This is a genomic window from Methanosarcina mazei S-6, from assembly GCF_000970205.1.
In the GTDB taxonomy this organism is placed as follows: domain Archaea; phylum Halobacteriota; class Methanosarcinia; order Methanosarcinales; family Methanosarcinaceae; genus Methanosarcina; species Methanosarcina mazei.
The window spans coordinates 391,272-415,264 of the sequence record NZ_CP009512.1 but is presented as its reverse complement, the minus strand read 5'-3'; the positions used below and the strand labels follow the sequence as shown (position 1 = coordinate 415,264).

Sequence of the window (23,993 nt, the reverse complement as noted above, 5' to 3'; positions counted from 1 at the left end):
GTTTAAAAAATTGAGAGGATTACCCTCTCACATACTTTACAAGCCCCATATTGTACTTTGCTGTCTTCCCCAGAACTCTTTGTGTGATTTCGATTACGTCAGAATCGGATCCAAAAGTATCTGGATAATAGAAAACCGCGTCGTATAAAGCATTCAAATCGGAGCGGGTCGCACTTGCTAAATTTTTGGCAGATTGTTCAGGATTGGTTATTGAGTAGTAAGTACCAGTGTTTTGTACTACATTTTTATAGTTATATCCTGTATTCCAGTTATTGGCTACATACGACTCATAGGAAGTGTGAACCCATTGATTTAGATACTGTTCAGATTCCTTACCTGTATGCATAGGGTTTCCTAGATCAGCCATGTAATGGCTTGAATATCCAAGATGTTGATATGCACTAGTATATTGACCGCTGTTATAGTAATCTTTAGCAATATTTGCACGATTCGCGCAATTAGTGGGAGCATAGCCGGTATTAAGAACAGGGTCATAGTAATGATTATATGACTGCCAGAATCCACTATTCCAAGTATCTGGAACAGGAGCAGAGTTGTTTGCAGTCTGTGCATTAGATGTACTGACACCCCATTTTATGCACGCAATATGTATAATGTCTCCATGCATATTAGGCCCAGACCATTTAATTCCAACATTGCCATATTTATCATTAAGATATTCGGCAGTTGACTTAGCAACTTTATCAAGCATTAGGTTATCTTGCTCAGTTATTTGATCAGGACCTCTTTTCCAGATATCTTTCATTGCTTTTTTCATTTCTTTCTTTTCTTCATCAGAGACATAGCAATTTTCAATATAACTGAACAAAATTTCCTGCTCTTCATTATCTGCTTCCAATAGGTACCGATAAGGCGATTCAGGCATTGTATCAGGCACCGTAGTCGGCTCTGGTTCTGGGACTGGAGATTTAATTTTTTCAACAGCAGTATCAGCGGCATCTTCAGTTAGTGTTTCAGCACTTACTGCTGGCACAAACGCCATACACACTAGAAACATTGCCAAAAACAATGATCCTATTCCTAATTTCTTTGCTATCATGTAGATCACTCCTGTTCATTTCCCAGGAGGCAGAATCAGGCAAGCCTTAAATACAGACAAAGCTAACACTAATCATGCCTCCGGGCAACGTGGGGTTCAAATAGATTTTCCAGAGCAAATTTGAACTCCACCAAACATCTTTTTGGATGTTCATTTTTTCCATGAACTCACTTTTATAACTACTTTATGGCCAAATCATCCAACTGAAAGTATATTCAAATCCAAATCGAGCTGTTTTAAGATAGATAGAGTTGTTTGATGAATAGTTGGATGATTTAGCCATAAAGGTTAAGTAAACTCTCTTGAGAAGTGATAACAGGAGAGTTAACACAATGCCAGGAAAGATGTTATTAATTATACTGACAACCCTATTTTAGTATCTGTTACTACGGCGATAGCAGCTGAAAATGTTGAGAAAGCAAAAGTTACAAGCAATTATATCATAACACCTTCACCTAATGCTGAAATTGAGATAATTGACGAAGATATGGGCATCCTGACAGTTTATGATACTATCAGTCAGGGAGAGACGAACTTTCATGAAAAAAGTGTAAGTAGCGGCCTGACCCTTCTGGTCGTGGATCTTAACTGGGGAGATTCGACTGATTCACTCCGGCTTAAGGTGTATACTCCGAGTGGCGCATTGCTAGGTACATACTATGATAGTGCAGACGGCATAACTGACGGCAGGATTCATCTCTATATACAAAATCCAAATGGAATTGAAGCAGGAACCTGGAAGTATGAAGTATATGGGTACAGAGTGACCGGAACAGAAGATTATACGATATAAATTTATAAACTGAGTTAATCAAGTTATGAGCCAGTATGTGGAAAAAGATCTTACTTTTTATTCTTGTCCTGAATGCCGTCGCAGATACGGTGAGTGCAGATACCGGAGGATATATTGTTGGTCCCTGCCCACCTGAAGAAGAGCTAGAAAAATTGGGTGATGCTATTGATATGAGTGGGGCGGACAGGACTCTTACTTTCTGGGAGTTTCCACTATCATTCAAAATAGCTTACATAATAGGATACCTGGCCATTTTTGTTTCTGTTTTTAAAATGGCTCCGGTAATCCTTGGCCAGATGAGAAATCTAAATAAACGTAATAAGAGAAAGAAAATTATCGATTATGTACTGAAGAAGCCGGGATGTACCCCCTCCGAAATATCAAAAGAGCTGAAAATTACCCGGGGTTGCGTAAGGTATCATCTCAAGACACTTAAAATCGAAGAGAAGTTGACCTTAATTAAAGAAAGAAAGTTCACAAGAGCCTTTCAAAATTCCAATGCATTCACAAACAACGAAAAAACAATAATAGCACACCTCAAAGGCGGTACAAGAAAACAGATACTCCTTAATATTCTGGAAAATCCCGGGATTACAAATCAGGAAATCTCAGAAAAGCTGAGTTTAGACAAAAGTACTACTCACTGGCATATAAAAAAGTTACGGGAAGACGATATTATTATTTCCGAAGCAGAATGGAAGTTCTCAAAATATATTATAAACCCTGCTGTGGAAACAGATCTACTAAAATGGCTTAAAACATAAGGCATGAGACAATTTTATTGCTGTGTTAAAAAAAGAATAGATAGCTGCAAAGGGAGATAGCAACTATCAAAGCAGTCCTATTTTGTTCTTAAAAACTATACTTCCTCACAATCGGTTTCTCTTAACTCACTAAACATCAGCTTTCATCCACATTTAATAATCAATATACAGGAATCAGGCCCGGATTATCCCCGGTAATGCATTCTCCGCCTTCAGAAGTTACTATGAAGGTGTTTTCAATTCCTACCATACCGATTTTTTCAATTCCTTTTTGGGTTCGAGGGCAAATACCATTCCTTCCTGAGGGGGTTCCTCGAACCCGGTGGCGATTATGGGAGTTTCATCGATCAAGAGGCCGACGGCATGCCCGAGGAATTTCACTCTACAGCTACTGAACCCCATGAAATTGTGCAGGAATTCGTTATGTAACCTTCTCATTATGGTATTGCAAATATCGGAGAGGGCAACACCGGGATTTAACGTCACTGTTTTCGATCCCACTCTTTTTATAGTCTCATAAAAAGGCAGGAATATCTTCATTATTACATTTTACAATATTTAAGAGGAAGTCTGATTATTGAAACACATATACTTATAATGGCAAATAACATCAAAGAATAAAACGTAATACCTACTAATTTGCTAAAGAGCATAAAAAAAGAATCATTGTTAGGGAATATGTAATAAAGAACAGTGATGAGCAGTAACATTACAAAGAATATCTCTGCCAATGATTTGCTAGACATCTTTCTGAACATAATACTATTCCTCGTGATAATAAGGGCACCTTAACATCGAAATCATCATCGTCCCCTGCAGAAAGACCACTGGCCATTTCCTGTTATCTTATAAAATGTTATTATTCTAGAAACTTACTTTTCTTACTTTTATAACTAATTTGTGGCCAAATCATCCAACTGAGAGTATATTCAAACCAAAACCCGAGCTTTTTGGAGATTTATAGGACTATTAGATTGATAGTTTGATGATTTGGCCATAAAACATTAAAACAACTAATAAAAATGAGTTTATGGAGTTTGGAAGTATTTCCGGTACACCTGAACTCCATAAAATCTGCCCTAAGAGGCAATGATTATGTTAGCTTTGTCTGTATTTAAGCTTGCTTGATCTTGCCTCCTAAGGTAAAAATAACTTAGGAGTTAGACGAATGAGTAGAAACAAAATTATGATAAATATGCTTCTTTTGACAATGCTGGTTGGTATAGCGTTGATACCGGCAGTAAGTGCAGCTACAAATAATGAAAATTCAGATATTATGAATAATATTGATTTTGACAAAACATCTCTTAAATTCAATGAGATACTAGATAATTTTGAAACTGTTACTACAAATACTACAGCTTTTCTTAATGATATTCCTGATGGTCAGGTCACACTAAAAATATCAGGACAAAAATTCCAGCTTGACCTTCAAGAAATAGATATAGTAAGTGATGATGCAATAATTATAACAGAAAATGGATCAAGGATGCCTGCTCCTAAAATTTCTACATATAAAGGAACAGTTGTTGGTAAAGAAAATAGTAGTGTTCTATTAACAGTAGCAGATGATGTAATTATAGGACAAATAAACGTTGGCGATAAAAGTTATTTTATTGAACAGACCCCTATAACATACAATGAAAAAATTGTTCATGTCGTTTATTCATCAGATGCTATTAAGGATAGAAAAATTTTGGTGTATAATACTGACGGAGATGATGTAAAAGCGGCTCAAGAGGGTTTGTCCACTTCTTCGTTGGATCCGGCACAAATTTCAACCTTGTTACTTTCCTTACCTGTTGTGGATATTATGGCGTGCTATGATGAAGAATTTGACTTAGAGTTTTCCAATCCTAATGCTGAGATGCAGAATATATTGGCTGGTGTCGAATCTATATTTTCACTAGCTAATGTAGATTTAAACATAAAATCATACACATATTATAGTACAATTCCTAATGATGAAGCCTGTGAAGTGCTATCCGATTTCGCTAGTATTGCTGCAAATGATAGAGATAGCACAAACAGTGATTTAGCTTTTTTATTCACTGGAAAAGAGATGACCGGCAGCGATATTGGTTGTGCGCGTGTATTTAATGGTAATTCGGGTCAAGCATATGCAGTAGGACAGATGGTGTCAGCAGGATATATAAACAGTTATCAAGCAACCTCTTTACAAAAAATAATTCTTACAGCGCATGAACTTGGACATAATTTTGGTGCAACTCACGATGAAGCATATAGCTGGGATAGTGGTTTATCTCACTATTACACCGTCATGTGGACTCCTTTCATGGGCTCGATTTTCCCTAACTACATGCAAGACGAATTCTCTAACTTAAATGACCATGGAGATTCTAGTCATAACAATATATTGTACATCGTGGCGAATAAAAATACAATTGCAGGATTCCAATAAATATTCCAAAGAACCCTTAGTAAACAATTATGGAGTTTATCCCAAAACTCAAAATCGCGTCTCAGACTCATACTTCTAACAATTAATCGAGTTTCTGATCATGGAAAAATGTTCTAAAAACTTACTGATTTGAGAAAAATATTAGTTTTGGGATAAGCTCGTGTAATAACCTCAATTAAAGTAACTTTGATTTAATGATTAGGCTATTATACAACTTTTGTTAGAGGTACAAATCTCTATAAGATTGGATGTAAATTATATATAGGACTTACGCACTTGGGGAGTAAAATCAGGCACATGCGGACTCGTCAACATTAGTCTGATTTATACGGTTAAGTCTTTTCCGCTTATGGTTTTCAGTTCAACTGCGTAAGTCCTAATATAGTAGAGTGATTTTAATTAAGAGGATTAAAATGCAAAGAAGATTGCTAATTATAGTTGTAGGCATATTCTTTTTATTAATACTCACTGTTGTTTTACCTTATGTTATCACGTATAATTCTCTTCATGAAAAAAAAGAAAATCATACGTTAATTATACGTAATCAGGACAATACAAGTCATGAAGTTACTGTAAAATTATTTGATTCAAATAACAGCTCTATATTTAATGAATCATATGTTTTAGATCCTGAAGAAAAAATAAAAAGTCAATATCCGGTTAGACTGATAACAGGGACATATATTGAAGTTACATTAGATAACAATATTATAAAAGCTGAAACTGTTTACTCAAATTTGAGCGATACAGATATATTATATATTAATATAAATGCGCGTTCCGATAACCCGTTGGATCTAAGTATTGTTACTCCGTGAATTTGATTGTATAAAATTGAGCAAAATTTTCTTAAATTACTATTTAAGTGGAAACTATTTTTTTTCTGCTAGTTGAATCAGTTCCAGGATGAAAAAGGTCTGAACATCATCACCTTGAAGAAAAAGTTCTTTTCCGAAAGAAAATGAGTGGGATGGCTGTTCCTCCTACTATTAAGCTCCAGGTATTCTCAGTCATGTTATAGACCTCCGTAAGAGGGTTCTATCTTTTTGCCGCAGTGATCACAGTATAGGAATTTCTCCTCCCAATTAATATCATAATTAATGAAAAGTTCGTTTTTAGGGTTAAGACAACTTTCTATATTCTCATTGGCACATTTATGGCAGAGAACTCCTTTCTAGGATAGGTACAAATAAAGGTAAAATCCTGCCCAGGTGTGAGAAGGAAATTTTTTTTCTTCCTCCTGTCCTCTATCCCATTGATGAGCATCATCATAGCACCCCCTCAATCTCAAGAGTAAAAACAAGCTCTTTAAGCCGGTTATCGATCTCTCGCAGGTATCTTAAGTGCCATCTGGTTAAGTAGTTCGGGTTAACATCTCTTAACCTTCAGGCATTGTTCCTTATACGATTGATTTCAGCTTCTATTTCTTTCGCCTTTTGAGGAGTTAGCCCATCGATGCCGTGTTTCAACCTCACTATCAGAGAGATTATTTACACTTGAATCCTAGGCAGCCGCACTCGCAGTTGATACAAGAACAAAACTATTCACAAAGCTAACACTGAATCATTCCTCTTACCCAGGAAGCAGGATCAGGTAAGCCTTAATATTCGCAAAGCTATCATATTCTTGCCTCCGGGCAAGGTGGAGTTCAAATAGACTTCCCAGAGGGAATTTAAACTTCTCTAAACATCTTTTTAATGTTCATTTTCTCAGGGATTTACCTTTATAATTAATTTGTGACCAGATCATCCAACTGAGAGTATAGATAAACCTAAATACGAGCTTTTTGGAGATTTATAGGGCTATTGGATTGTTAGTTGGATTATTTGGCCATAAAATTTAAGTAAACTGTCTTGATAAGTATTAAAAAGAGGGCTAACAATGTTGAAAAGATATGTTCGGGCTTTGTAAAATATCTATCTAAATTAGATGTAAGAGATTGAAAAAAATAAGCAAAAAAGTGTCAGGCCATTAATTTGAATGGATATTAGTTGTTTCAGAAGATTTCTGCAGCATCTAGATTTTTTATCACCTTCTTATGCTCAAGTAGATTCTGTAGCAAGTTTGACAAATCCTTAAAAAGAAAGAAATGGATGAAAAATGTAGGCTATCAAAGATAGCACCTTTTACACCTTAAAAGACTCGACCCATTCCGGTCTTCCGGGAGGATTATTTTCTAGCATTTCTCTCCATTCTTCATCCGTTAACCTTTCTCCCGAGGGCTGCCAGAATTCGTAATAACTCATTACAGGGCCTGCCCCTAGCACAATCCTGCCATCAGGCTGTTTGTAGGCTACAATTAGAAGGTCCAGTTTTCCGGTTCCTTCTTCCAAAACTCTCCCTTCCTGATCTGTATAAACATCCGCAACCACAACAGAGCTCTGAGCGTCCTCATCTATGTTCTCAAGCATTGGAGCTATATTTTTTTCGAAACTTTTGATGAACTCATATTCTTCATCTGTCAGCTCTTTATTTTCAAGCTCTTTAATCGAGATTTCCAGCAGTTTTTCAAGGGTGCTTTCAAGAGTTGTAAAGTCTTTATCCGACTGTTCGTCAAGTACTTCCATTTCAGCCAGCCCACTATGCGCCATTTTTGTAAGAGCAAGCATCCTTGCATAGAATTCAGGCACTGGTTCCACGTATCCCTGAACAGGTTTTTCTTCCAGATCATAGAACGCACTTACAAAGTAAGCCTGCTTTGCATAGAGGATAGTATCATGCCTAAGCTCGGTCCAAGAAGCGAGGGCCGTGTTAAGCTGCTTATCTTCCCAGGCTTCGGTTTGCATGAAGGTAGGATAACCCTCTGGATAACTTACAAGGAGAGGCTTTAAGGCATATAGTTGAGCCCAGTAAAGGTTTTTATCCCAGTCCTCTTCATCAAAAGCTTCAAATTCATTTTCCAGAGACAGGTGACGTTCTTTGTATTCTTCATTTTCAGAAATATCTAGGTTTTTCAGGTGTTCCTTCGCTCGTTCAGAACCAAGGAGATCCATGATATTCAGGGCAGGAGGATTGAGATTCTGGAGGATATAGGAATCTGGCGTGTATCGCTGACCCATGAACCTGAATCCTTTTGTTGCCTCAAGAGTTTTGTTTTCAGTTTCGGAGCCTGCATAAATTACTGCTCCTGTTCTGCTGTAGATTTTTGGGCTTTCGTATCTTTCCAGTTCCGCTTTCAACGCCGTAAGGTTTTTGTTATCGAAATTTATTCCTTCCCTATTATTCCCAAAAACAATATCCAGAGCTTTTGCATATTCGTAGGGCCCGAGGTCGTCGGAAAAACCGACATAGAAAGCCGTCACGTCGTAAATTATGTCCCATTCGGCCTGAAGGTTTCTATCCCTGTTAAGGTGGTCAGAAATTAAAAGAGCCTGTATGGTCTGAATTATCGTTTCCTTTTCAGATTTTTCCGCAACTGAGTTTTCCGCAGCTGATTTTTCTGTAACCGAATCTTCTGTCGTTAATTCTTTTGCAGTAATCATGCCCGGTTGAAGTAGCATACTTATTCTACCATGCCACATCATAGCCTTAAAGTAGTTCTTCAATTTTTCAGAAGATGTATAGTGTCCCCGTGGGGTGTACTGAGAGTAATCTTCGTCATAATTGAAAATCGGAGAAAGTACAGAACCTTCTTGAGCCTCTATCAGGCGTAGTTCAGTCTCTACATCAGTTTTTACAAATGAAGGGATTTCGACATTGTATTGTTTCGCGTCCTGAGAATAGAAATTCTTCCCTGAAATTTCCGGTTTTTCTTCTATCTGCTCGGGTTTTGGTTCAAGTAGGCTCAAAGCCACAGCAAAGTAGACAACATTTCTTCTTGAAGCTTCTATTACTTCTTCAGAAGCTTTATCCTCTATCGACCTATTATAATCCTCGATGGAGGCTTCAAGGAGGGCTTTATCAAGTTTCCAAAGGATGTTGTAAAACTCCTTTTCTTCGACTCGTTTTAAAGTTTCATCAAACTGAATATTATAAAGGTGAAGAAGAGAATCCGATGTAATAAAGATAGGAACGTCAGCCACTTTCAGATCCTTGTAAGTTTCGTTTACTCTCACTGGCTCTGCTTCAAACAGGCCGGCTGCCCCACTTTCAATTACAACGAATCCATTTTTGTACAGTAAATTCCTGCTGTCGTTTGTCAGGGGAATTTTCTGGGAGAAATCTTCATAATTTGCAATTTCGGAAGCTTTTAGAGGCAAAGGATAAGGAGGAACATCTGCCTCAAACTGTAGGCTTCTTTTACTATAATATCCGAAAAAAGAGCTTTTTTTTTCAGATTCAAGGGTAGCTTTGCTTTCTTCCGAGAAGTTTTCCTCATGAGCAGTTTCTACTGTAGTATTGGATGAAGTGTCCTGACTGTCTGTTACTTCATCCAGTTTGGCTTCTTTGACTGGTTCGCTACTACTGTCAATGCAGCCCGACCCAGGTATCAGTGACACCATCAGCAGGCAGATAACTATCAATGTTCTGATTTTCAGGTAAAGTCCCTCCATTTTTAATTTATGCAGGCAAATTCAGAAACAATTGAAAAATAAAAAACACGAATAACTGCAGATTTATAATTATTGCGACTGAAAGGGCTCTGTAGAAATCCTCTGATATAATGAATCTCCATTAATTTTAACTGAATGGGCGGATTCATTTATACTTAGTTATTTTCGTCCTCCTGAAGCTGGTTTAGGTAGGTTTTCTACAGAGCCACTGAAAGAAAACTATTATACTTAGGCCCCGTCACAGAATTACCTCTGCAGACATTAGATTGGACATCTTGATTTTCACGATCAGGGTCGCCAATCAAAGTTACAATAAATAATAAGTTGCATAGGTTATTTCGTTGCGGGCACTTACTCTAAACTCAGTTTCTGAGATCCGATTGATATTCTTCTATCCAAACTCCGCAGACGTGCACAAACGTACTTATTTGCCGATTTTTCCTCGCGGAAATTCTCTAAAAATGAAAAAGACGCAAATATTTACGTCTTAAATTTATGCTGTAAGAGGAGTTACACCGAGCTTAGACGTTACTTCCCCGCATGGAATATAAACAGTGGCTGGTATAGATTGATTTACTGTCGTCCATCCACATATTATTCCAACGATCTTATAATTCCCATTATAATAAGCATATACAGGTCCGCCGCTATCTCCACTTGTGCATGTTGTAGTCATTAACTCTATTTTATCCATGTAGTGCCCACCAATGGTCTGACCTGTCAAAACTCCGATGTATTGTCCTGTCACAGATCCACTTGCTCTTCCAGATTTTGTAAGAGTCATGCCTGAAATTCCACCCGAATAGTAACCGGCTACGTTCACAAAATTCCCTCCACCAGTATGTATTCGAGCCGTAACATTACTATATGGTATAAAAGCTGCATCAGTATTTACGCCGATTTTTGAAACCGTCCCAGCCTGATTACCAGAGCCGTATATTGGCTGGTATGATGGTAAGCCCGTTTGGAACCAAGATGTATGTCCAGTAGTTACATATCCATTGGCATTATCACTATTTCTTTTAGCAGCAAATCCTATAGTCCCGTCAGCTCCAGAACCCCCATTAACTATAGTAAGCGCTATCCCTCCTGTAATAGGGCGACGATAAACAAGGTACGGGTCTACAGAACTTGTTGAAACTTGATTAATGGAAGCAGAAGTAATATTTATTGGAGTGCCAGTAGAAAAAATAATTGGCACATCTTTAATGTTTAGTTTTATTGCTTGTTTATTTATTAAATCGACAATGGCATCAAAATCCTCGTTTTTAATATCATACCTTTCGTCGACAATAATCCAAAAATAACCGTCTGCATGTGTACCGTATGCTACAAGTGGGCCTGCAGGATAAAAGTACGGCTTCATTTCTTTGTTCTCATTCAGGTTAACCCTGATACAGTCCAAAGTATTAAACCATTTATAAACCTCAGTACCTGTTGTAATTTCAGGAACTTTACCGTACGTTCTTAAAGCGCTCTCATTTTCACTCATTTTTTCCAGGATATGGGGATCTGTTGGAGGAATCTGTTTGATTATCGAATTTAGCTCCTCTGATGTAATTAGTCCTAGCTCTGCAACTTCTATATCATCAGCACCTTCAGATAATGTTTCGGCACTCGCCACCGGTACAAAAACCGTGCTTATTAAGAACATTGTCAAAAACAATATTCTTATTCCAAATTTATTCTTTGTTGTCATGTTTCTACCTCGCACATTTTGTTCCAGAGGCAGGATCAAGCAAGCCTTAAATATTCACAAAGCTAACACTAACTCATGCCTCCGGGCAAAGTGGGGTTCAAACAGACTTTCCAGAGTGAATTTGAACTCCGCCAAACATCTTTTTGGATGTTCATTTTTTCCATGAACTCACTTTTATAACTACTTTATGGCCAAATCATCCAACTGAAAGTATATTCAAATCCAAATCGAGCTGTTTTAAGATTTATAGAGGAATTAGATTGATAGTTGGATGATTTGGCCATAAAATTTAAGTAAACTGTCTTGACAAGTGTTAAAAGGAGAGCTAATAATGTCGAGAAAGATATTTTTGATTATGTTGACAACTTTGCTTTTTTTATTTTCCACTGCAACAGCAACAACTGAGAATATAGATAAAGCAGAAATCTCAAGTAATTACATCGTAACACCTGCAATTGACACTGAAGCCTAGACAGTTAACGAGGAAATGGGTATTCGTACAATTTATGATACGATCAGACAGGGAGAGACAAACCTGCATGAAAAAAGTGTAAGTAGCGGCCTGACCCTTCTGGTAGTGGATCTTAACTGGGGAGATTCGACTGATTCACTCCGGCTTAAGGTGTATACTCCGAGTGGCGCATTGCTGGGTACATACTATGATAATGCAGACGGCCAAACTGACGGTAGGATTTATCTCTATATCCTTAGTTTGACAGTATAAATTAAATTTAGTGAGAAGCTTCAATTTTTTGTCAAAAATCAATTGACAGTATTCATAAATTCCATCAAATTGCCTCTGATTCTCCAGCTTCACAATCACTATAAGGTAAATTAGTAGAGATTTTTGTCCCATTTTGGCACTTTTGACACCTGACTTTTTGTATAGTATCTATATTTTATCTGAGATTCATGCTATCTGTCAAATTGAATCTTAAAAAATGGGCAAAAATTTGTTGAAATAATATTACTTATCATTCCAACAGATATGAAAACAATCTTTCAACATAAAAATCAAACTGTCAAACTCAGGATCTAATTAAATGTTATTATTCTGGAAACTTACTTTTATAACTAATTTATAGCCAAATCACCCAACTGAAAGAATAGTCAAATCTAAATCCAAACTGTTTGGAGATATATCGGGGAATTAGATTAATAGTTGGATGATTTGGCCATAAAACATTTAAAGAACTGATAAAAATGAGTTTATGGAGTTTGGAAGTATTTCCGGTACACCTGAACTCCATAAAATCTGCCCTAAGAGGTAATGATTATGTTAGCTTTGTCTGTATTTAAGGAATGGTAAAAATATAATTTCAAATATTCATTTTAGGAATGACTTCATAGGCATTGCAGAAGACAATACCGAGAACAAAAACATGAAATTACATCTTCTTTATTCCTAAAGAAAGATAGGGTGAATTAAAAGCGTCTTGGGAATAACATAATCAATTAAAAATTGATGGCCAATTTTATAGAATTTTTCATTTTCTTATTAAATCGGACCTTTGTACAATGATAAATCTTGACGGTAGTTAATTAAACATGGAGCAGGTATGATGAAAAAATCTGAAACTTTATTGATAACGTTACTTCTATTTTTTGGGGTCTTGATATTTCCTGCATCTGCCGATGATTCAGTGCAACTTTCGCCGGAAAGTAATAATTCTGAAAATTCAGAAATAAGTAATGTAGATTTTGACTATTATACTTACTTTTTTGGTCTGTATTCACAAGGAAATAATGTAATTACAAGATACGGAAAGCCTCCTGTACTGGAAACTGAGACTCAAAAAGAAAACTGGAACTCTACTCTTGAAGAACTTAGTAATGAGATAAAAGACACTGTTGTCTCCAAATACATGTATCCTCATGGAGAGGTAATGTCATGTGGAATTAATGCCAAGGGATACTTTGTGATTTTGTTCAAGTATGGCAATGTTGACGAGCAGTTAATGGATGAGATCTACTCTCTAATAGATAATTCTGCAGAAGAAATGGGTATACAGGATATTCCAGTAGAATTCGGATACGGAACTTATAGGGAGGTAATTTACCTGGAAGGCATTAATCGCTGGTACTGGTTTGGGGAAAATACAGAAAATCTTTCTGAAGCTGATATATATACACTTGAAGAAGTTATGAAGCAAAAAACGGTCATGCCAGTGCAGAAAACCGTTGCAGCTTATGGGAATATTCCTCTGTTAAAAGATAAGAATGAGACAATTTCCTGGGTGAATGAGCTATCTGAGATTGCTAATGCTACCGAGGAAAAAATCACTCCATATATGGAACAAGGTCAGGTAATTAGATACGCAACAGGAATTAGATTGGAAGTAGAGATTAACGAAACTTTGTCTCCTGAAGAAAAAACTTTTCTTGCTGAAGAAATCTACCAGACCATTGATCAAGAGGCAAGAAAACAAAATGTGAATAATGTTCCAGTTATTTTTATGTCGACACCTGAAGAAGGTATAAAAGGATCTGATAATTCAAATAATAATTCCGAATCTGGCAGCGGTAGTAGTTCAGGTAGAAATGAATCGAGCAAAAATAATTCTATTCCAGGCTTCGGATTGTTGGGGAGTCTGGCCTGCCTGTGTGGTGGATGGAGGCTCAAGAAAAGATAATGTAGTTTGAAAACTCCAGGACACTGGAGATTGGTAACCTATTGCCTTTCGAGTCTCAACTAAATTTTAGGTGATTAAAAAACGCCAGGATTTCTTTTTTGATGAAAAAAAGGATTTTACATCAATCACTGAACAAACAACCGTCCAAAATGAAAGTAATTTATTTCTGACAAAAAAGGCTATACTTTGTAGAGTGTAAATAATCATAGAAATATAAATATAGGAGTTACGACACAATGCCAAAATCTAGTGATAACCATAAAAATCAAAAATCACTAGATTTTGAATATGGCACAATTCTTTGAGCATGACATATTGACCTGTGCCAGAAGAGCTTGAATATTGAGTTTGATCGAAAATTGAATTCTGCAGGGGAATTCAAGATTTCAATCAAAAAATGTAGAAATCACTAGATTTTGGAACTGAGTCGGAGTTACGCACTTGAGATGTAAAACGAGCATATGTGAGCTTTCCGAGAAGATAACGCTTTAGACAGTTTGGTGTTTTATGTTACTGGTTTTTTGTTCAACTGCGTAAATCCTATTTTTAAAAGCTATACTTCCCAATTTTTTTGCTCTTAACGCACTAAACGTAAATTTTATTCTCATTTACTAATCAATATACAGGAATCAATCCCGGATTATCTCCTGTAATGCATTCTCCGCTATCAGCAGTTACTATGAAAGTGTTTTCGATTCCAACCATACCGATATTTTCAATTCCTTTTTTAGGTTCGAGAGCAAATACCATTCCTTCCTGCAAGGACTCATCAAACCCTTTGGCAATTACGGGAGTTTCGTCAATTAATAAACCGACTCCATGCCCGAGAAATTTCACTTTACGGTTGCCGAAACCCATGAAGTTTTGCAGAAATTCCTTATCAAGCCCATTCATTATGGTATTGTAGATTTCAGAAGGGGCAATCCCTGGTTTTAACATTGCTGCAGCTTCATTCTGTATATCCACACATTTATTGTGCATGTCTATGGCATACTGCGGAAGGGAAGAGCCAAACATGTATGTTGTGGTTTTATCCGTATGATAACCATCAACTCCGCACCCCACATCAACAAACACAAGGTCACCTTTTCTTAGCTTCCGGTCACGGCTCCCAAGCACGGGTGCAGCAGGGCATAAACCATACTTTCCGCCGGGTCCATTAAAATAAGTAGGATAAATGGAGCTTTCCCCAAAACAGACATTTCCGAGAATCATTTCCGTATCAAACATTCCAAAACGGCATGCACCGTGGTGCCCTTCTTTGACCAGAACAGAGAACAATTCCGTTGACAGGTCAGCCTCACTCATCCCTTCGCGCAGCATCCCGGGCACAAGGTCTTCGAGTACATGTTGATGAATTCTGCCGGCTTCTCGCAGCAGGGAAAGCTCATACTCACTTTTTACCGCTCTAACAGCGCAAATCTGGGCATCAACGGATTTAACGTTCTTAAATGGGAAGTATTTTTGAAGCCTCTGGTAGAGGGCCAGAGGGACTACTTCGGTTTCCAGATATACAGTGTCGGGAAGCTCGCTTACCCTGCTCACACTCCCTGCTGCGTCACGGAAGCTGTTCATAGGTTTGATACTGGAAAATAGCGATTCATCCAGAGCCCGCTCATAACTGCGCCGTACCCAGAAAGTTGCTTCTCTATTCCTCGGAATAATAAGCATCCCATCCTGCATGGTGCCGGTAAAGTAATAAAGATTGATTTTGCTGAAGATGAAAGCTATTTCCCAGTCGGGATTTGAGATATCCATCTGTTTTCTGAAGCAACTCATACGGTTTTTCAGTTCGGTTGAAGGTACTTTCTTGATCATGCAGATCCCTTTACTAAGTTATATGCTAACAATTATAGAAGTGTAACCCGTAAGAAGAACCAAATAAAACCAAGGTATAAAGTACAAAGATGTACAGGTTGTTATTATTTTATCAGAATAATAATTAGAGATGAAAAAACTCACATTGCGCATACCCCTATTTTTTCAAAACAGAAAAAATAATTAGAAGAAAAACGAATTAAAGGGAAATAATAAGAGAAATAAACAAAAACAAAATAGATAAAGCTCTTAGAAGGGGTTATTATGCTCGGGAAATATGAAGACCTTGTTAAAAAAGCATCGGAAATAGGAATTAAGGCTTATTTCATGAAGGCAGGAGATATTCCGGTTGAGAACCGGATTGCTCTTAAATGTGCTTACGGATGCAGAGGTTATGGCAAAAGGTTGAGTTGCCCTCCACACATCATGTCAGTTGATGAATTCAGGAAGGTTATAAGGGAATACAGCAGTGCACTTCTCCTTGTAGAAGAGTTGGATACGTCAGGGATTCAGGACGTTCTTGAAGCGTGGTCAGGGCTTCGGAAGGATTCATTTCATAAGATGTTCGAGCTTGAGCAGGAAGCTTTCAGGGAAGGATTTACTTTTGCACATCTTCTCAGGCCAGGCTCCTGCAATGAATGTGAGACCTGTAACCTTGAAAAATGTGTAAAACCTGAAATGAGGCGCTTTGCACCCGAAGCTGTTGGGATAAATGTCCAGAAAACAATGGAAGAAGCAGGAGTTATGCTTGAGTTTTGCAGGCCTGACAGGGTTTCATGTGTGGGGATCTTACTTTTGGAGTGAAAATCTTGCTGAATGAACCTGAGAATGAATCCCGGCAGGAAATTCACCCCTGGGATCGGTAAACTGCCTTTTCGCCTGAGAAGTCCCTTTACCTGTCTCTCGAAGACAATTTTGCGAGAGAGCAGAGCTGTTCAAAGGGTATGGAATTTTTCAGTGAAAATGTTCCTCTTGTTTCTGCAGATGAGACTCCATATGTTTTCGATGATAAGCTGGAATCTGCGTAAAGTTTTTTTAGAGAATGAGCTGTGTTGCTATTGACAGAGCCGTGCCCGAAAACGGTATCATAACCCGGATCTCCAAGGTCTTCGGCTGAAAAACACAGGATCTCGCGTATTTCACTGCTGTTTTTTTCAGGGCACATGCTCCAGACAAGAGCCCCGATTCCCGCTACGGATGGAGCAGAAGCACTTGTACCTGCAAAAAGGCTTCCCTTCCCGTTTGTGCCTGAAACTCTCACACTCCCGGGCCCGCTAAGGTCTATCTTGTTCCTTAACTCGTACTCAGGGTAGTAAATGCTTACAGGACCGCGAGAGGAGTATGACGCTATGCTTTTCTGCAAATTTCCAGAATCAACCGCTCCAACACAGATAACATCCTGGACGGCAGGGTGCCCGAATACAGAGTCCTCCTCAACCAGATTATCCGGATGGATCTTTACTGAAGAGTTTCCGTAAATATAAATCTCCAGCATCCTGTCCTGCCCGCAGTGTTTTTTAACTGAAATGTTCACTTTTTTTATGGTGTCTTCCATATTGGTGTACTGAATGTATTCGAGAGGTTTTTCTGTGCCGCCCTGAACCTTTTCACTTGCATCCAGTTCTTCCCCGCTGCAGCGGTCACACAGATAGAGGTCATAGTCGTTTTCGGAGCAGTTCCAGGGGTCATTCCACTGAAGAACTACAGTTATTTTTTCTCCCTGAGGTACGTCCATATAAATATTTCTGGAATCACTGGTCCCTGAGCTGAAATCATGCCAGCCTGACCCATTGTCAAAAAACATTCCCTGATAATGACGCCCTGCATCGTTGCCTGCTGCGCTCACATAAAGAATATCCTGTCTTTCAATAACCTCTCTGACATGAGAAGCTACAATACCATCTTCAAAAAAAGGTTCGTCAGGCCAGCCAACGTCATCGCAGATAATCTGGCAGCCTTCGGCGATAAGAGCGTCAATTGCCCTGTTAAATTCAAGCTTGTTGTTTCCTGCGCTGTGGAAGTAAAGTTCTGCACCCGGAGACACCTTATGGACTACTTCGAGTATTACAGTCCCTTCAGTTCCTTTTCCCGGAGAAAGGACATGCACGCTTTCAGGAAGGGCTCCCGATCTATCAGCTTCAGAGATGTCTTCTACTCCATCGGAAATTATCCCTATTTTAATTCCGGTTCCACTTATACCGCCCTGTTTCCAGAAGCTCCATGAAGAAAGAGACTCTTTATCTCCCCTCTCAATTTTTCTGATAACGGGAGGAACAGCCAGCTCGACAGAACGCACGCCTTCAAGAGAGTAGAGCTCTTCAATTGATCCCGGTTTAACGCAGACTGCAGCTATACTGGAATCTTCGTCCCATTCTTTAAGCTCGGAAAGAGGAGCCAGGACTTCTGCACCTGTACCGGGAAAGAGCTGAACATATGCTTCCAAGGCTTCTTCAGTTTCTTTTTTATTTTCAATTGTTTTTTTAGAAGTTATTCTCGAATCGTGATCAGTCTGTTTCAAAATAGACGAGACAGAGTATGAGATCTCTTTATTAGATAAAACGTTTTCTTGAGGCAGTGAATCAGAAGTTTCCTGTTCAGATCCTGAAGACCCTCCCTCTCCATGCACTACAAAACTGGTAGAAAAAAGTAGACATGTAAATACCGTAGCCAGCGTTAATAAATAAAGTATTTTTGCGGTGTAACTCCCCAGATACACTACCCCCGATGTTGCTTATGTAGCAGGTCAGGACTGTAGACAGGATACAGGTATATGTGAAGTAATTCCTGAAACAACCCATCGACAGAATTAATTTATTTTAACATATAACGAGAAACATTATAAATATTTCCATTAACTATTAGAAAAAGAATATTCAAAATCAAAAAATAAAGAATAGCATAAGGCAGAGATAATTAAAGAAAATCCTGGAAAAAATAGAATAACTTAATGAAATAATTCCTATATAACATTAAGTATTATAATCATATGATTTAAGACAGAAGATATATTAACTTCCTGACATATGTTATGGGAAGACATAGCAAACTGGAGGTCCTGTTCAATTGAATTCTGAAAAGCTAAAAATAGCTGTTCTAGGAGGAACCGGCAATATAGGAGAAGGAATGGTACTGAGACTTGCCCTTCAAAACCTTATGCCTGAAGGTGTGAAGAATGAGATAATTATTGGATCCAGATCTCTGGAAACTGCAGAAGAAGCTGCAAAAAAAGCGTTATCAGAACTTGAGAACTGCGGGTTCGATACGTCCGGCATAAAGATTACCGGAATGAATAACTTTGAAGCTGCAAAAGCAGCCGAAATGGCAATACTCACGATCCGTTTTGACCATGTTCTTCCTCTTCTGGAAGAAATAAAAGAGACACTTGAGAATAAAATAGTTATTTCTCCGGTAGTCCCAATGGTGAAAGAAGGTAGCTTTATGGCGTACAGGCCTCCTGCAGAGGGTTCGGCAGCTCTTGCAATCCAGAAAAATGTCCCGGAGACCACGAAAGTTGTTGCAGCCTTCCATAATATTCCTGCAGGAAAACTCAAGGATGTTGTTAAATGCAAAGCAGTGCACGACGCACTTGTTTGCAGCGATGACGAAGAGGCAAAGAAACTGGTCATGGAGCTTACACGGCATATGGGATGCCTCAAACCCCTTGATGGAGGCCCCCTTAAGCAGGCAGCTACCATGGAATCCCTGACCCCGCTACTTATAAATCTGGCGAAATTGAACGGGCTTAAAGACCTCGGAATAAATTTCTCCTGAACAATCCAGGCAAAAATGTCAGGGAAAACGTATATAAGGAATGAAGTTTGCCGAAAAAGGAATTAAAGGGTGAAGGGCTTACTCAAAAAATTTCTCTTATATGAGATAGGGCATATAAATTGGGATAAATACTCTGGAGCGAAAAAACAAAATAATTTCTCAGGACATAAACCGTGGAAAAGTAAAGCCAGAAATACGCTTAGTTTCATCCCTGAAGGAATCAGGTGTATTGTTTTTAATGATCCTCCGATGCGTATGTGGAACTTAAAAATTCTTTTTCCTGATTTTAATCCCGGATAAATTTAGCTCATGTTAAATATCATAAGAGTAATACGAATATAATAGGACTGAAAAAATTCTAAAAATCCTTCTGAAAGGAAAATAGAACTGAAAAAATTCTAAAAGCTTCCTCTGGAAGTAATCATCATTTTGAAATTAGAAACCTGCCCGTCAGTATCAGGATCTGGCTGCAGAGTTTCTTCCTTACCTGCTTCTTTCGGTTACACTTATTTTTTAAAAAGGAAAAAATCAATCGAAAACCAGACAGTGAATCTGTATGAGCGAAGAACTGCTAAAAGTGTTAAAGGCTGCGGGACTGGACGTGCTTTCCTGCATGCATTGCGGCACATGCACAGGAAGCTGCCCTTCGGGACGGCATACCGGGCTTAATACCCGAAGAATAATTCGGGACGCACGCAAGAACAGAGCTACTGTTCTGTCAGATGATGCCCTCTGGCTCTGTACAACCTGCTACACCTGCCAGGAGCGCTGCCCGCGCGGAATACCTATCACAGATGCCCTTCTTGAGCTCAGGAGGCTGGCAGTAAGAAAGGGATTTATGCGCCCTGAACACCGCCGCGTCTCGGAATTGGTGCTTGAATGCGGACACGCAGTCCCCCTTGACGAAGAGACAAAGAAAAAGAGAGAGGAACTCGGGCTGGACCCCATACCTGAAACTGTCCAGAAGTATCCTGAAGCTCTTGAGGAACTGAAGGCTCTCCTCAAAACCTGCAAATTCGATGAACTGGCAGCTGAAAAGTAAGGAGGCAGAAGTAATGAACAAATTATCGCTATTCCTTGGCTGTATCGTACCCAACCGCTATCCCGGAATTGAAAAAGCAACCAAACTCTGCCTGCAGAGGCTTGAAATCGATGCATGTGACCTGCCGGGAGCGTCATGCTGCCCTGCCCCTGGAGTGTTCAAGTCTTTTGATAAAGCAACCTGGCTCGCCCTTGCAAGCCGGAATATTGTTCTTTCGGAAAGGATGGAGAGAGATGTCCTGACAGTTTGCAATGGCTGCTATGGGTCACTGGCAGACGCCAATATGGAACTTAAAAAAGACCCTGAAATGAAAGCCTGCACAAATAGCTGTCTTAAAGAAATAGGTATGGAATTCAGGGGAACATCAGAGATAAGGCACATAATCGAGTTTTTATACAAAGAATTCGGACCCGAAAAACTTAAAGAGTATATTACAACTCCCCTCGACCTGAAAGTAGCCCTGCATTACGGATGCCACCTGATAAAGCCCTCGAAGGACAGGAATCTAGGAGATACGGAGTCACCGGTATTCTTTGATGAGCTGGTTGAAGCCACTGGCGCGAAGAGTGTGGACTATACCGACAAAATGATGTGCTGCGGTGCAGGAGGAGGAGTACGTTCAGGGTATGCTGACGAATCCCTGGAAATGCTCGAACATAAACTTGACTGTATCTGTAAAGCAGGAGTGGACTGCATAGTCAATGCCTGCCCGTTCTGTCACCTTCAGTTTGACAGAGGGCAGATTGCTGTCAATGAAAAATTCGGAACAGACTATTCCATTCCGGTCCTTCATTATTCTCAGCTTCTCGGCCTCGCTCTCGGCTTTTCTCCGGACCAGCTGGGCATAGAACAGAATGCGGTTCAGAACATCGAGTTTTTAGCAAAAATATATGAGATCAGTGCAGGTTTAAGTTGAACTGCAGGATATGAAACTGCAGAAAACATTTTCCTGCCGGCTTTTATTTGCCTGCCTGCATATACCAGAGGCATTTTTGCCTCCACTTGCAGGTTCCGCAGACCTCTTCAACATCCGAAGAACTGTTAATTCTGGAATTTATGAGCCCGAAAGCTTCATCTGCATTTATAACGCTTCCATCCTCTATTTTTAATTTATCCAGGACAACAAGATCCATCTGTCTAATCCTGCGGGAGAGGATAGATTCCTGAATAGTACACTCCCTTTTGCTCGGGCAGGAAACGCAGATTGCATCACATTCTGTCACAAGCTTAAGAGGCCTGGAAGGGAGAGATTCCAGATCCGAAATCACAGCCCGCATATTGGCAACAAATGCAGGACTATATCCATATCCCTGGAATCCCTGGATGCAGCAGAGGTGATGTGCCCTGATTTTCAGGAGTTCAGAGTCGCGTTCAGAATCAGTTTCCAATTTAGATGTAGATTTTTCTGGCATGTATTTCTCCGGTGTTTTAGCATCGCAAATAAAAATAGGCTTCAACTTCAACATTCTCAAGAGTATGGCCACATTCTTTGCAGCAACTCAAAGAATGTTCTATTACCTACTCAGGATGATCAACCATTTCAAGAGTTGTTCCTGGATGACCATCTTGACCTCCAGGTTTTTTGCCACTCTTTTTACGGAGACTCTTGGGGTTAGGTTTCTCCTTGATAAAAAAATCAGTAGAAGGAGGGCGACTGCTGTTACGACTGTTTTGGTTTAAACGAGATTCTAATACCTTTACACGTTCTTCGAGTTCAGCAATACGAATAGATTGTTCTTCTATGATAGTCTCAAGCCTCTGGATTACAGAAATTACAGCTTCAGGACCAGCGTCATAAATGATAAGAATCTCTTCACGTGTAAGCATAATAACGAAAGGAAATAGGATTCAATTTATATGCAATTTTTCCTCGAAAAGAGGAAAAATTGTAGCCTTTCAAAGGCTCTACCTGAATAGTTACACCAGATTTAAATTTTATTCTATAAAATCGATCTCGGAATCCCCAGTAGAGGGAAGTTCCAGAAGAGGAAGCGTTATTGAAGGGGCTTCCGAATATTTTGCGAATAGAATGTCATAACCTGTTTTAAGACCGAGCATAATATTGAGGTCAGTTCGGTCATCATTAAGGAGAAGAGCCTGCCCTATGGGATTACAGGCCGCCTCAAATTCCGATTCAACGGTTTTCCTGATATCCAGGCTTTCTTTTTCAATACTGCAAACCTTGCAGCAAACTGAAAATACATCGAAATACCTTGAAAGGATGTCGTAAACAAGCCTTGCTTCCCTTTCATGTTCGATACAGAAAGCGATACCTATCTTTCTGTACCCGAGCCTTTTCGAGTAAATTGCAATTTCCTCTAGCTTTGTTCTCTTGGTAGGGTCCGATTCAAGCCAGGCTGAAATCTGGATTGACTTAAGGTTATCGCCGCTGTAATCAAGTCCCGATTTTATAACAGAGCAGTTTTTGCCTATCAGGCATTCCTTATTCCTGCACAACGCGCACTGCACACTTTTTCTCCCGGGGTCTTTAACACGATAGGTACTACAATCATAAATAAACTTTGCAGGTATAAATATTTCCATAAAATAAAGAAATATACTGGAGAGCTTATGATGAGCAAACCAGATTAAAAAAGCTCAATGAAAAAAGAAAAAAATCTCATTGAAAAATAAGGAAAAATTAAAGTCTCAAGAAGTTTACTTCCTTGCCTTAGGCATAGGACCTTCATAGAGCTTTTCAAGAACGTTAACAATTTCTTCAAGTTTATTGAAAGGAATGCCCACAAGCATTTCATCATTTTCGATGTCCGTAGCTTTTCTGCACCCGAAGCAGCCTAAAGAAATATTTATTTCTCCTGTCAGGTTTGGCAGGATGGTTGTATCGGCGCAGGTTGCCTGGAAAGCCGCACTGCTAAAGTTAGCCCTTCCGCCTTTATGGTAAGTGCTTGCAGGAATAATCCAGTAAATGGTTTCCGGCCTGTCTACAAGAATAACCACGTCAGGGTCAACTTTTGCATCTTTCAGAGGGCCTACGACGGTTGCAACCCTGCTTTCAGGCTCAAACTTAGGGCGTTTACCTATCATTTCGGCTGCAGCTTCCACGCTGTCAAACATCCCCAGGTTATGATGGAACTCCCCCGAAGCTACCTTTTCAGGTGTAGGGATAATCCCCAGGCTTGAAGCTCCTACCACGCAGGCATGCTTATCAGCAGGAATTATAAAAGACTCTCCTTTTCTGGCTTTCATAATGGACTGGCAGTGCCTGAGATTTTTATCGGGCTCGCTGTACCCTTCGGGCATCGGCTCTCCTTTCTTAATAACTTTCACTGCAACCGGTTCGTATTTAAGGCCAAGGTACTTGACCAGTTTCTCTGCAAGCTGAGTATAATCCATGTTATTCCCTCACCGACTATTTGTGAACCACTACTCGTCGAATTTACTGCTTATTGAACTACTATAGAACTATCCTTACTACTATAGAATTGCCTGCTGTTACAAAATTACCTCTAAACCATAATATTCACAGCAATGTTAAAA

General features: G+C 39.1%; 21 protein-coding genes and 1 pseudogene. 11 read left to right on the top strand and 11 right to left on the bottom strand.

From position 1 onward, the window contains the following. Positions 1–19 precede the first annotated feature (19 nt). A complete protein-coding gene (locus MSMAS_RS01760) occupies positions 20–1,060 on the bottom strand; it encodes a phospholipase C/P1 nuclease family protein (RefSeq protein ID WP_015411485.1) in 1,041 nt (346 codons plus the stop codon). Positions 1,061–1,547: 487 nt separating this feature from the next. On the opposite strand from MSMAS_RS01760, the gene MSMAS_RS01755 reads away from it, so the two are divergent. Together MSMAS_RS01755 and MSMAS_RS01750 are read left to right on the top strand one after the other, a co-directional pair. Continuing rightward, positions 1,548–1,853 (top strand): hypothetical protein, encoded by a 306-nt coding sequence (locus tag MSMAS_RS01755; RefSeq protein ID WP_048046295.1) that lies wholly within the window; start codon positions 1,548–1,550, stop codon positions 1,851–1,853. Positions 1,854–1,888: 35 nt separating this feature from the next. After that, positions 1,889–2,617 carry a winged helix-turn-helix transcriptional regulator gene (locus MSMAS_RS01750; protein ID WP_048046294.1) on the top strand — a complete coding sequence of 243 codons (729 nt, stop codon included), beginning with the start codon at positions 1,889–1,891 and terminating at the stop codon, positions 2,615–2,617. Positions 2,618–2,860: 243 nt separating this feature from the next. On the opposite strand, the gene MSMAS_RS17995 is transcribed toward MSMAS_RS01750, so the two are convergent. After that, positions 2,861–3,118 carry a M24 family metallopeptidase gene (locus tag MSMAS_RS17995; protein WP_230625092.1) on the bottom strand — a complete coding sequence of 86 codons (258 nt, stop codon included), beginning with the start codon at positions 3,116–3,118 and terminating at the stop codon, positions 2,861–2,863. A 667-nt stretch (positions 3,119–3,785) separates the two neighbouring features. On the opposite strand from MSMAS_RS17995, the gene MSMAS_RS01745 reads away from it, so the two are divergent. Both MSMAS_RS01745 and MSMAS_RS01740 read left to right on the top strand, forming a co-directional pair. After that, positions 3,786–5,039 (top strand): M12 family metallo-peptidase, encoded by a 1,254-nt coding sequence (locus tag MSMAS_RS01745; protein WP_048038602.1) that lies wholly within the window; start codon positions 3,786–3,788, stop codon positions 5,037–5,039. Positions 5,040–5,452: 413 nt separating this feature from the next. Then, positions 5,453–5,857: a hypothetical protein gene (locus MSMAS_RS01740; protein ID WP_048041933.1), complete on the top strand. Its 405-nt coding sequence runs from the start codon at positions 5,453–5,455 to the stop codon at positions 5,855–5,857. A 316-nt stretch (positions 5,858–6,173) separates the two neighbouring features. Here MSMAS_RS01740 and MSMAS_RS18525 read toward each other — a convergent pair whose 3' ends face one another. From MSMAS_RS18525 to MSMAS_RS01730, 3 genes are all read right to left on the bottom strand, one after another. Next, positions 6,174–6,311, bottom strand: coding sequence for a hypothetical protein (locus MSMAS_RS18525; protein ID WP_155395325.1), 138 nt, complete (start codon positions 6,309–6,311; stop codon positions 6,174–6,176). An 854-nt stretch (positions 6,312–7,165) separates the two neighbouring features. Then, on the bottom strand, positions 7,166–9,481 hold the full coding sequence (locus MSMAS_RS01735; RefSeq protein ID WP_230633327.1) for a DUF3160 domain-containing protein: 2,316 nt from the start codon (positions 9,479–9,481) through the stop codon (positions 7,166–7,168). A 544-nt stretch (positions 9,482–10,025) separates the two neighbouring features. Beyond that, positions 10,026–11,231, bottom strand: coding sequence for a chymotrypsin family serine protease (locus tag MSMAS_RS01730; RefSeq protein WP_048037975.1), 1,206 nt, complete (start codon positions 11,229–11,231; stop codon positions 10,026–10,028). Positions 11,232–11,562: 331 nt separating this feature from the next. On the opposite strand from MSMAS_RS01730, the gene MSMAS_RS18520 reads away from it, so the two are divergent. The 3 genes from MSMAS_RS18520 (at position 11,563) to MSMAS_RS01720 (ending at position 13,864) form a co-directional block, all read left to right on the top strand. Beyond that, positions 11,563–11,703 carry a hypothetical protein gene (locus MSMAS_RS18520; protein WP_155395324.1) on the top strand — a complete coding sequence of 47 codons (141 nt, stop codon included), beginning with the start codon at positions 11,563–11,565 and terminating at the stop codon, positions 11,701–11,703. Positions 11,704–11,718: 15 nt separating this feature from the next. Next, complete coding sequence (locus tag MSMAS_RS17985) at positions 11,719–11,955, top strand: hypothetical protein (RefSeq protein ID WP_011032922.1); 237 nt, start codon at positions 11,719–11,721, stop codon at positions 11,953–11,955. Positions 11,956–12,790: 835 nt separating this feature from the next. Next, on the top strand, positions 12,791–13,864 hold the full coding sequence (locus tag MSMAS_RS01720) for a hypothetical protein (RefSeq protein ID WP_264357979.1): 1,074 nt from the start codon (positions 12,791–12,793) through the stop codon (positions 13,862–13,864). A 615-nt stretch (positions 13,865–14,479) separates the two neighbouring features. Here MSMAS_RS01720 and MSMAS_RS01715 read toward each other — a convergent pair. Continuing rightward, positions 14,480–15,682 carry a M24 family metallopeptidase gene (locus MSMAS_RS01715; protein ID WP_048042678.1) on the bottom strand — a complete coding sequence of 401 codons (1,203 nt, stop codon included), beginning with the start codon at positions 15,680–15,682 and terminating at the stop codon, positions 14,480–14,482. Positions 15,683–15,946: 264 nt separating this feature from the next. Here MSMAS_RS01715 and MSMAS_RS01710 point away from each other — a divergent pair, with 264 nt between their 5' ends. After that, the gene (locus tag MSMAS_RS01710) at positions 15,947–16,486 is read left to right on the top strand and encodes a DUF2284 domain-containing protein (protein WP_011032925.1); all 540 of its coding nucleotides are present in this window, start codon (positions 15,947–15,949) and stop codon (positions 16,484–16,486) included. 88 nt (positions 16,487–16,574) lie between these two features. Here the strand turns inward: MSMAS_RS01710 and MSMAS_RS01705 are convergent, their stop codons facing one another. Then, positions 16,575–18,125: a S8 family serine peptidase gene (locus MSMAS_RS01705; RefSeq protein WP_230626462.1), complete on the bottom strand. Its 1,551-nt coding sequence runs from the start codon at positions 18,123–18,125 to the stop codon at positions 16,575–16,577. Positions 18,126–18,745: 620 nt separating this feature from the next. On the opposite strand from MSMAS_RS01705, the gene npdG reads away from it, so the two are divergent. From npdG to hdrB, 3 genes are all read left to right on the top strand, one after another. Further along, the gene (npdG, locus tag MSMAS_RS01700) at positions 18,746–19,453 is read left to right on the top strand and encodes an NADPH-dependent F420 reductase (RefSeq protein WP_011032927.1); all 708 of its coding nucleotides are present in this window, start codon (positions 18,746–18,748) and stop codon (positions 19,451–19,453) included. Positions 19,454–20,009: 556 nt separating this feature from the next. Beyond that, a complete protein-coding gene (hdrC, locus tag MSMAS_RS01690; protein WP_011032929.1) occupies positions 20,010–20,495 on the top strand; it encodes a CoB--CoM heterodisulfide reductase subunit C in 486 nt (161 codons plus the stop codon). A 13-nt stretch (positions 20,496–20,508) separates the two neighbouring features. After that, positions 20,509–21,411, top strand: a complete 903-nt coding sequence (gene hdrB, locus MSMAS_RS01685) for a CoB--CoM heterodisulfide reductase subunit B (protein WP_048041296.1) — start codon at positions 20,509–20,511, stop codon at positions 21,409–21,411. Positions 21,412–21,454: 43 nt separating this feature from the next. Here hdrB and MSMAS_RS01680 read toward each other — a convergent pair whose 3' ends face one another. From MSMAS_RS01680 to MSMAS_RS01665, 4 genes and pseudogenes are all read right to left on the bottom strand, one after another. Beyond that, a complete protein-coding gene (locus MSMAS_RS01680) occupies positions 21,455–21,907 on the bottom strand; it encodes a DUF1284 domain-containing protein (RefSeq protein WP_015411491.1) in 453 nt (150 codons plus the stop codon). A 34-nt stretch (positions 21,908–21,941) separates the two neighbouring features. Beyond that, a pseudogene (locus tag MSMAS_RS01675) lies at positions 21,942–22,322 on the bottom strand (DUF6444 domain-containing protein); the annotation flags it as partial. A gap of 108 nt (positions 22,323–22,430) precedes the next feature. Then, complete coding sequence (locus MSMAS_RS01670; protein WP_048038139.1) at positions 22,431–22,964, bottom strand: DUF1847 domain-containing protein; 534 nt, start codon at positions 22,962–22,964, stop codon at positions 22,431–22,433. Between the two features lie 189 nt (positions 22,965–23,153). Beyond that, positions 23,154–23,849 (bottom strand): DUF169 domain-containing protein, encoded by a 696-nt coding sequence (locus tag MSMAS_RS01665; RefSeq protein WP_011032933.1) that lies wholly within the window; start codon positions 23,847–23,849, stop codon positions 23,154–23,156. Positions 23,850–23,993 lie beyond the last annotated feature (144 nt).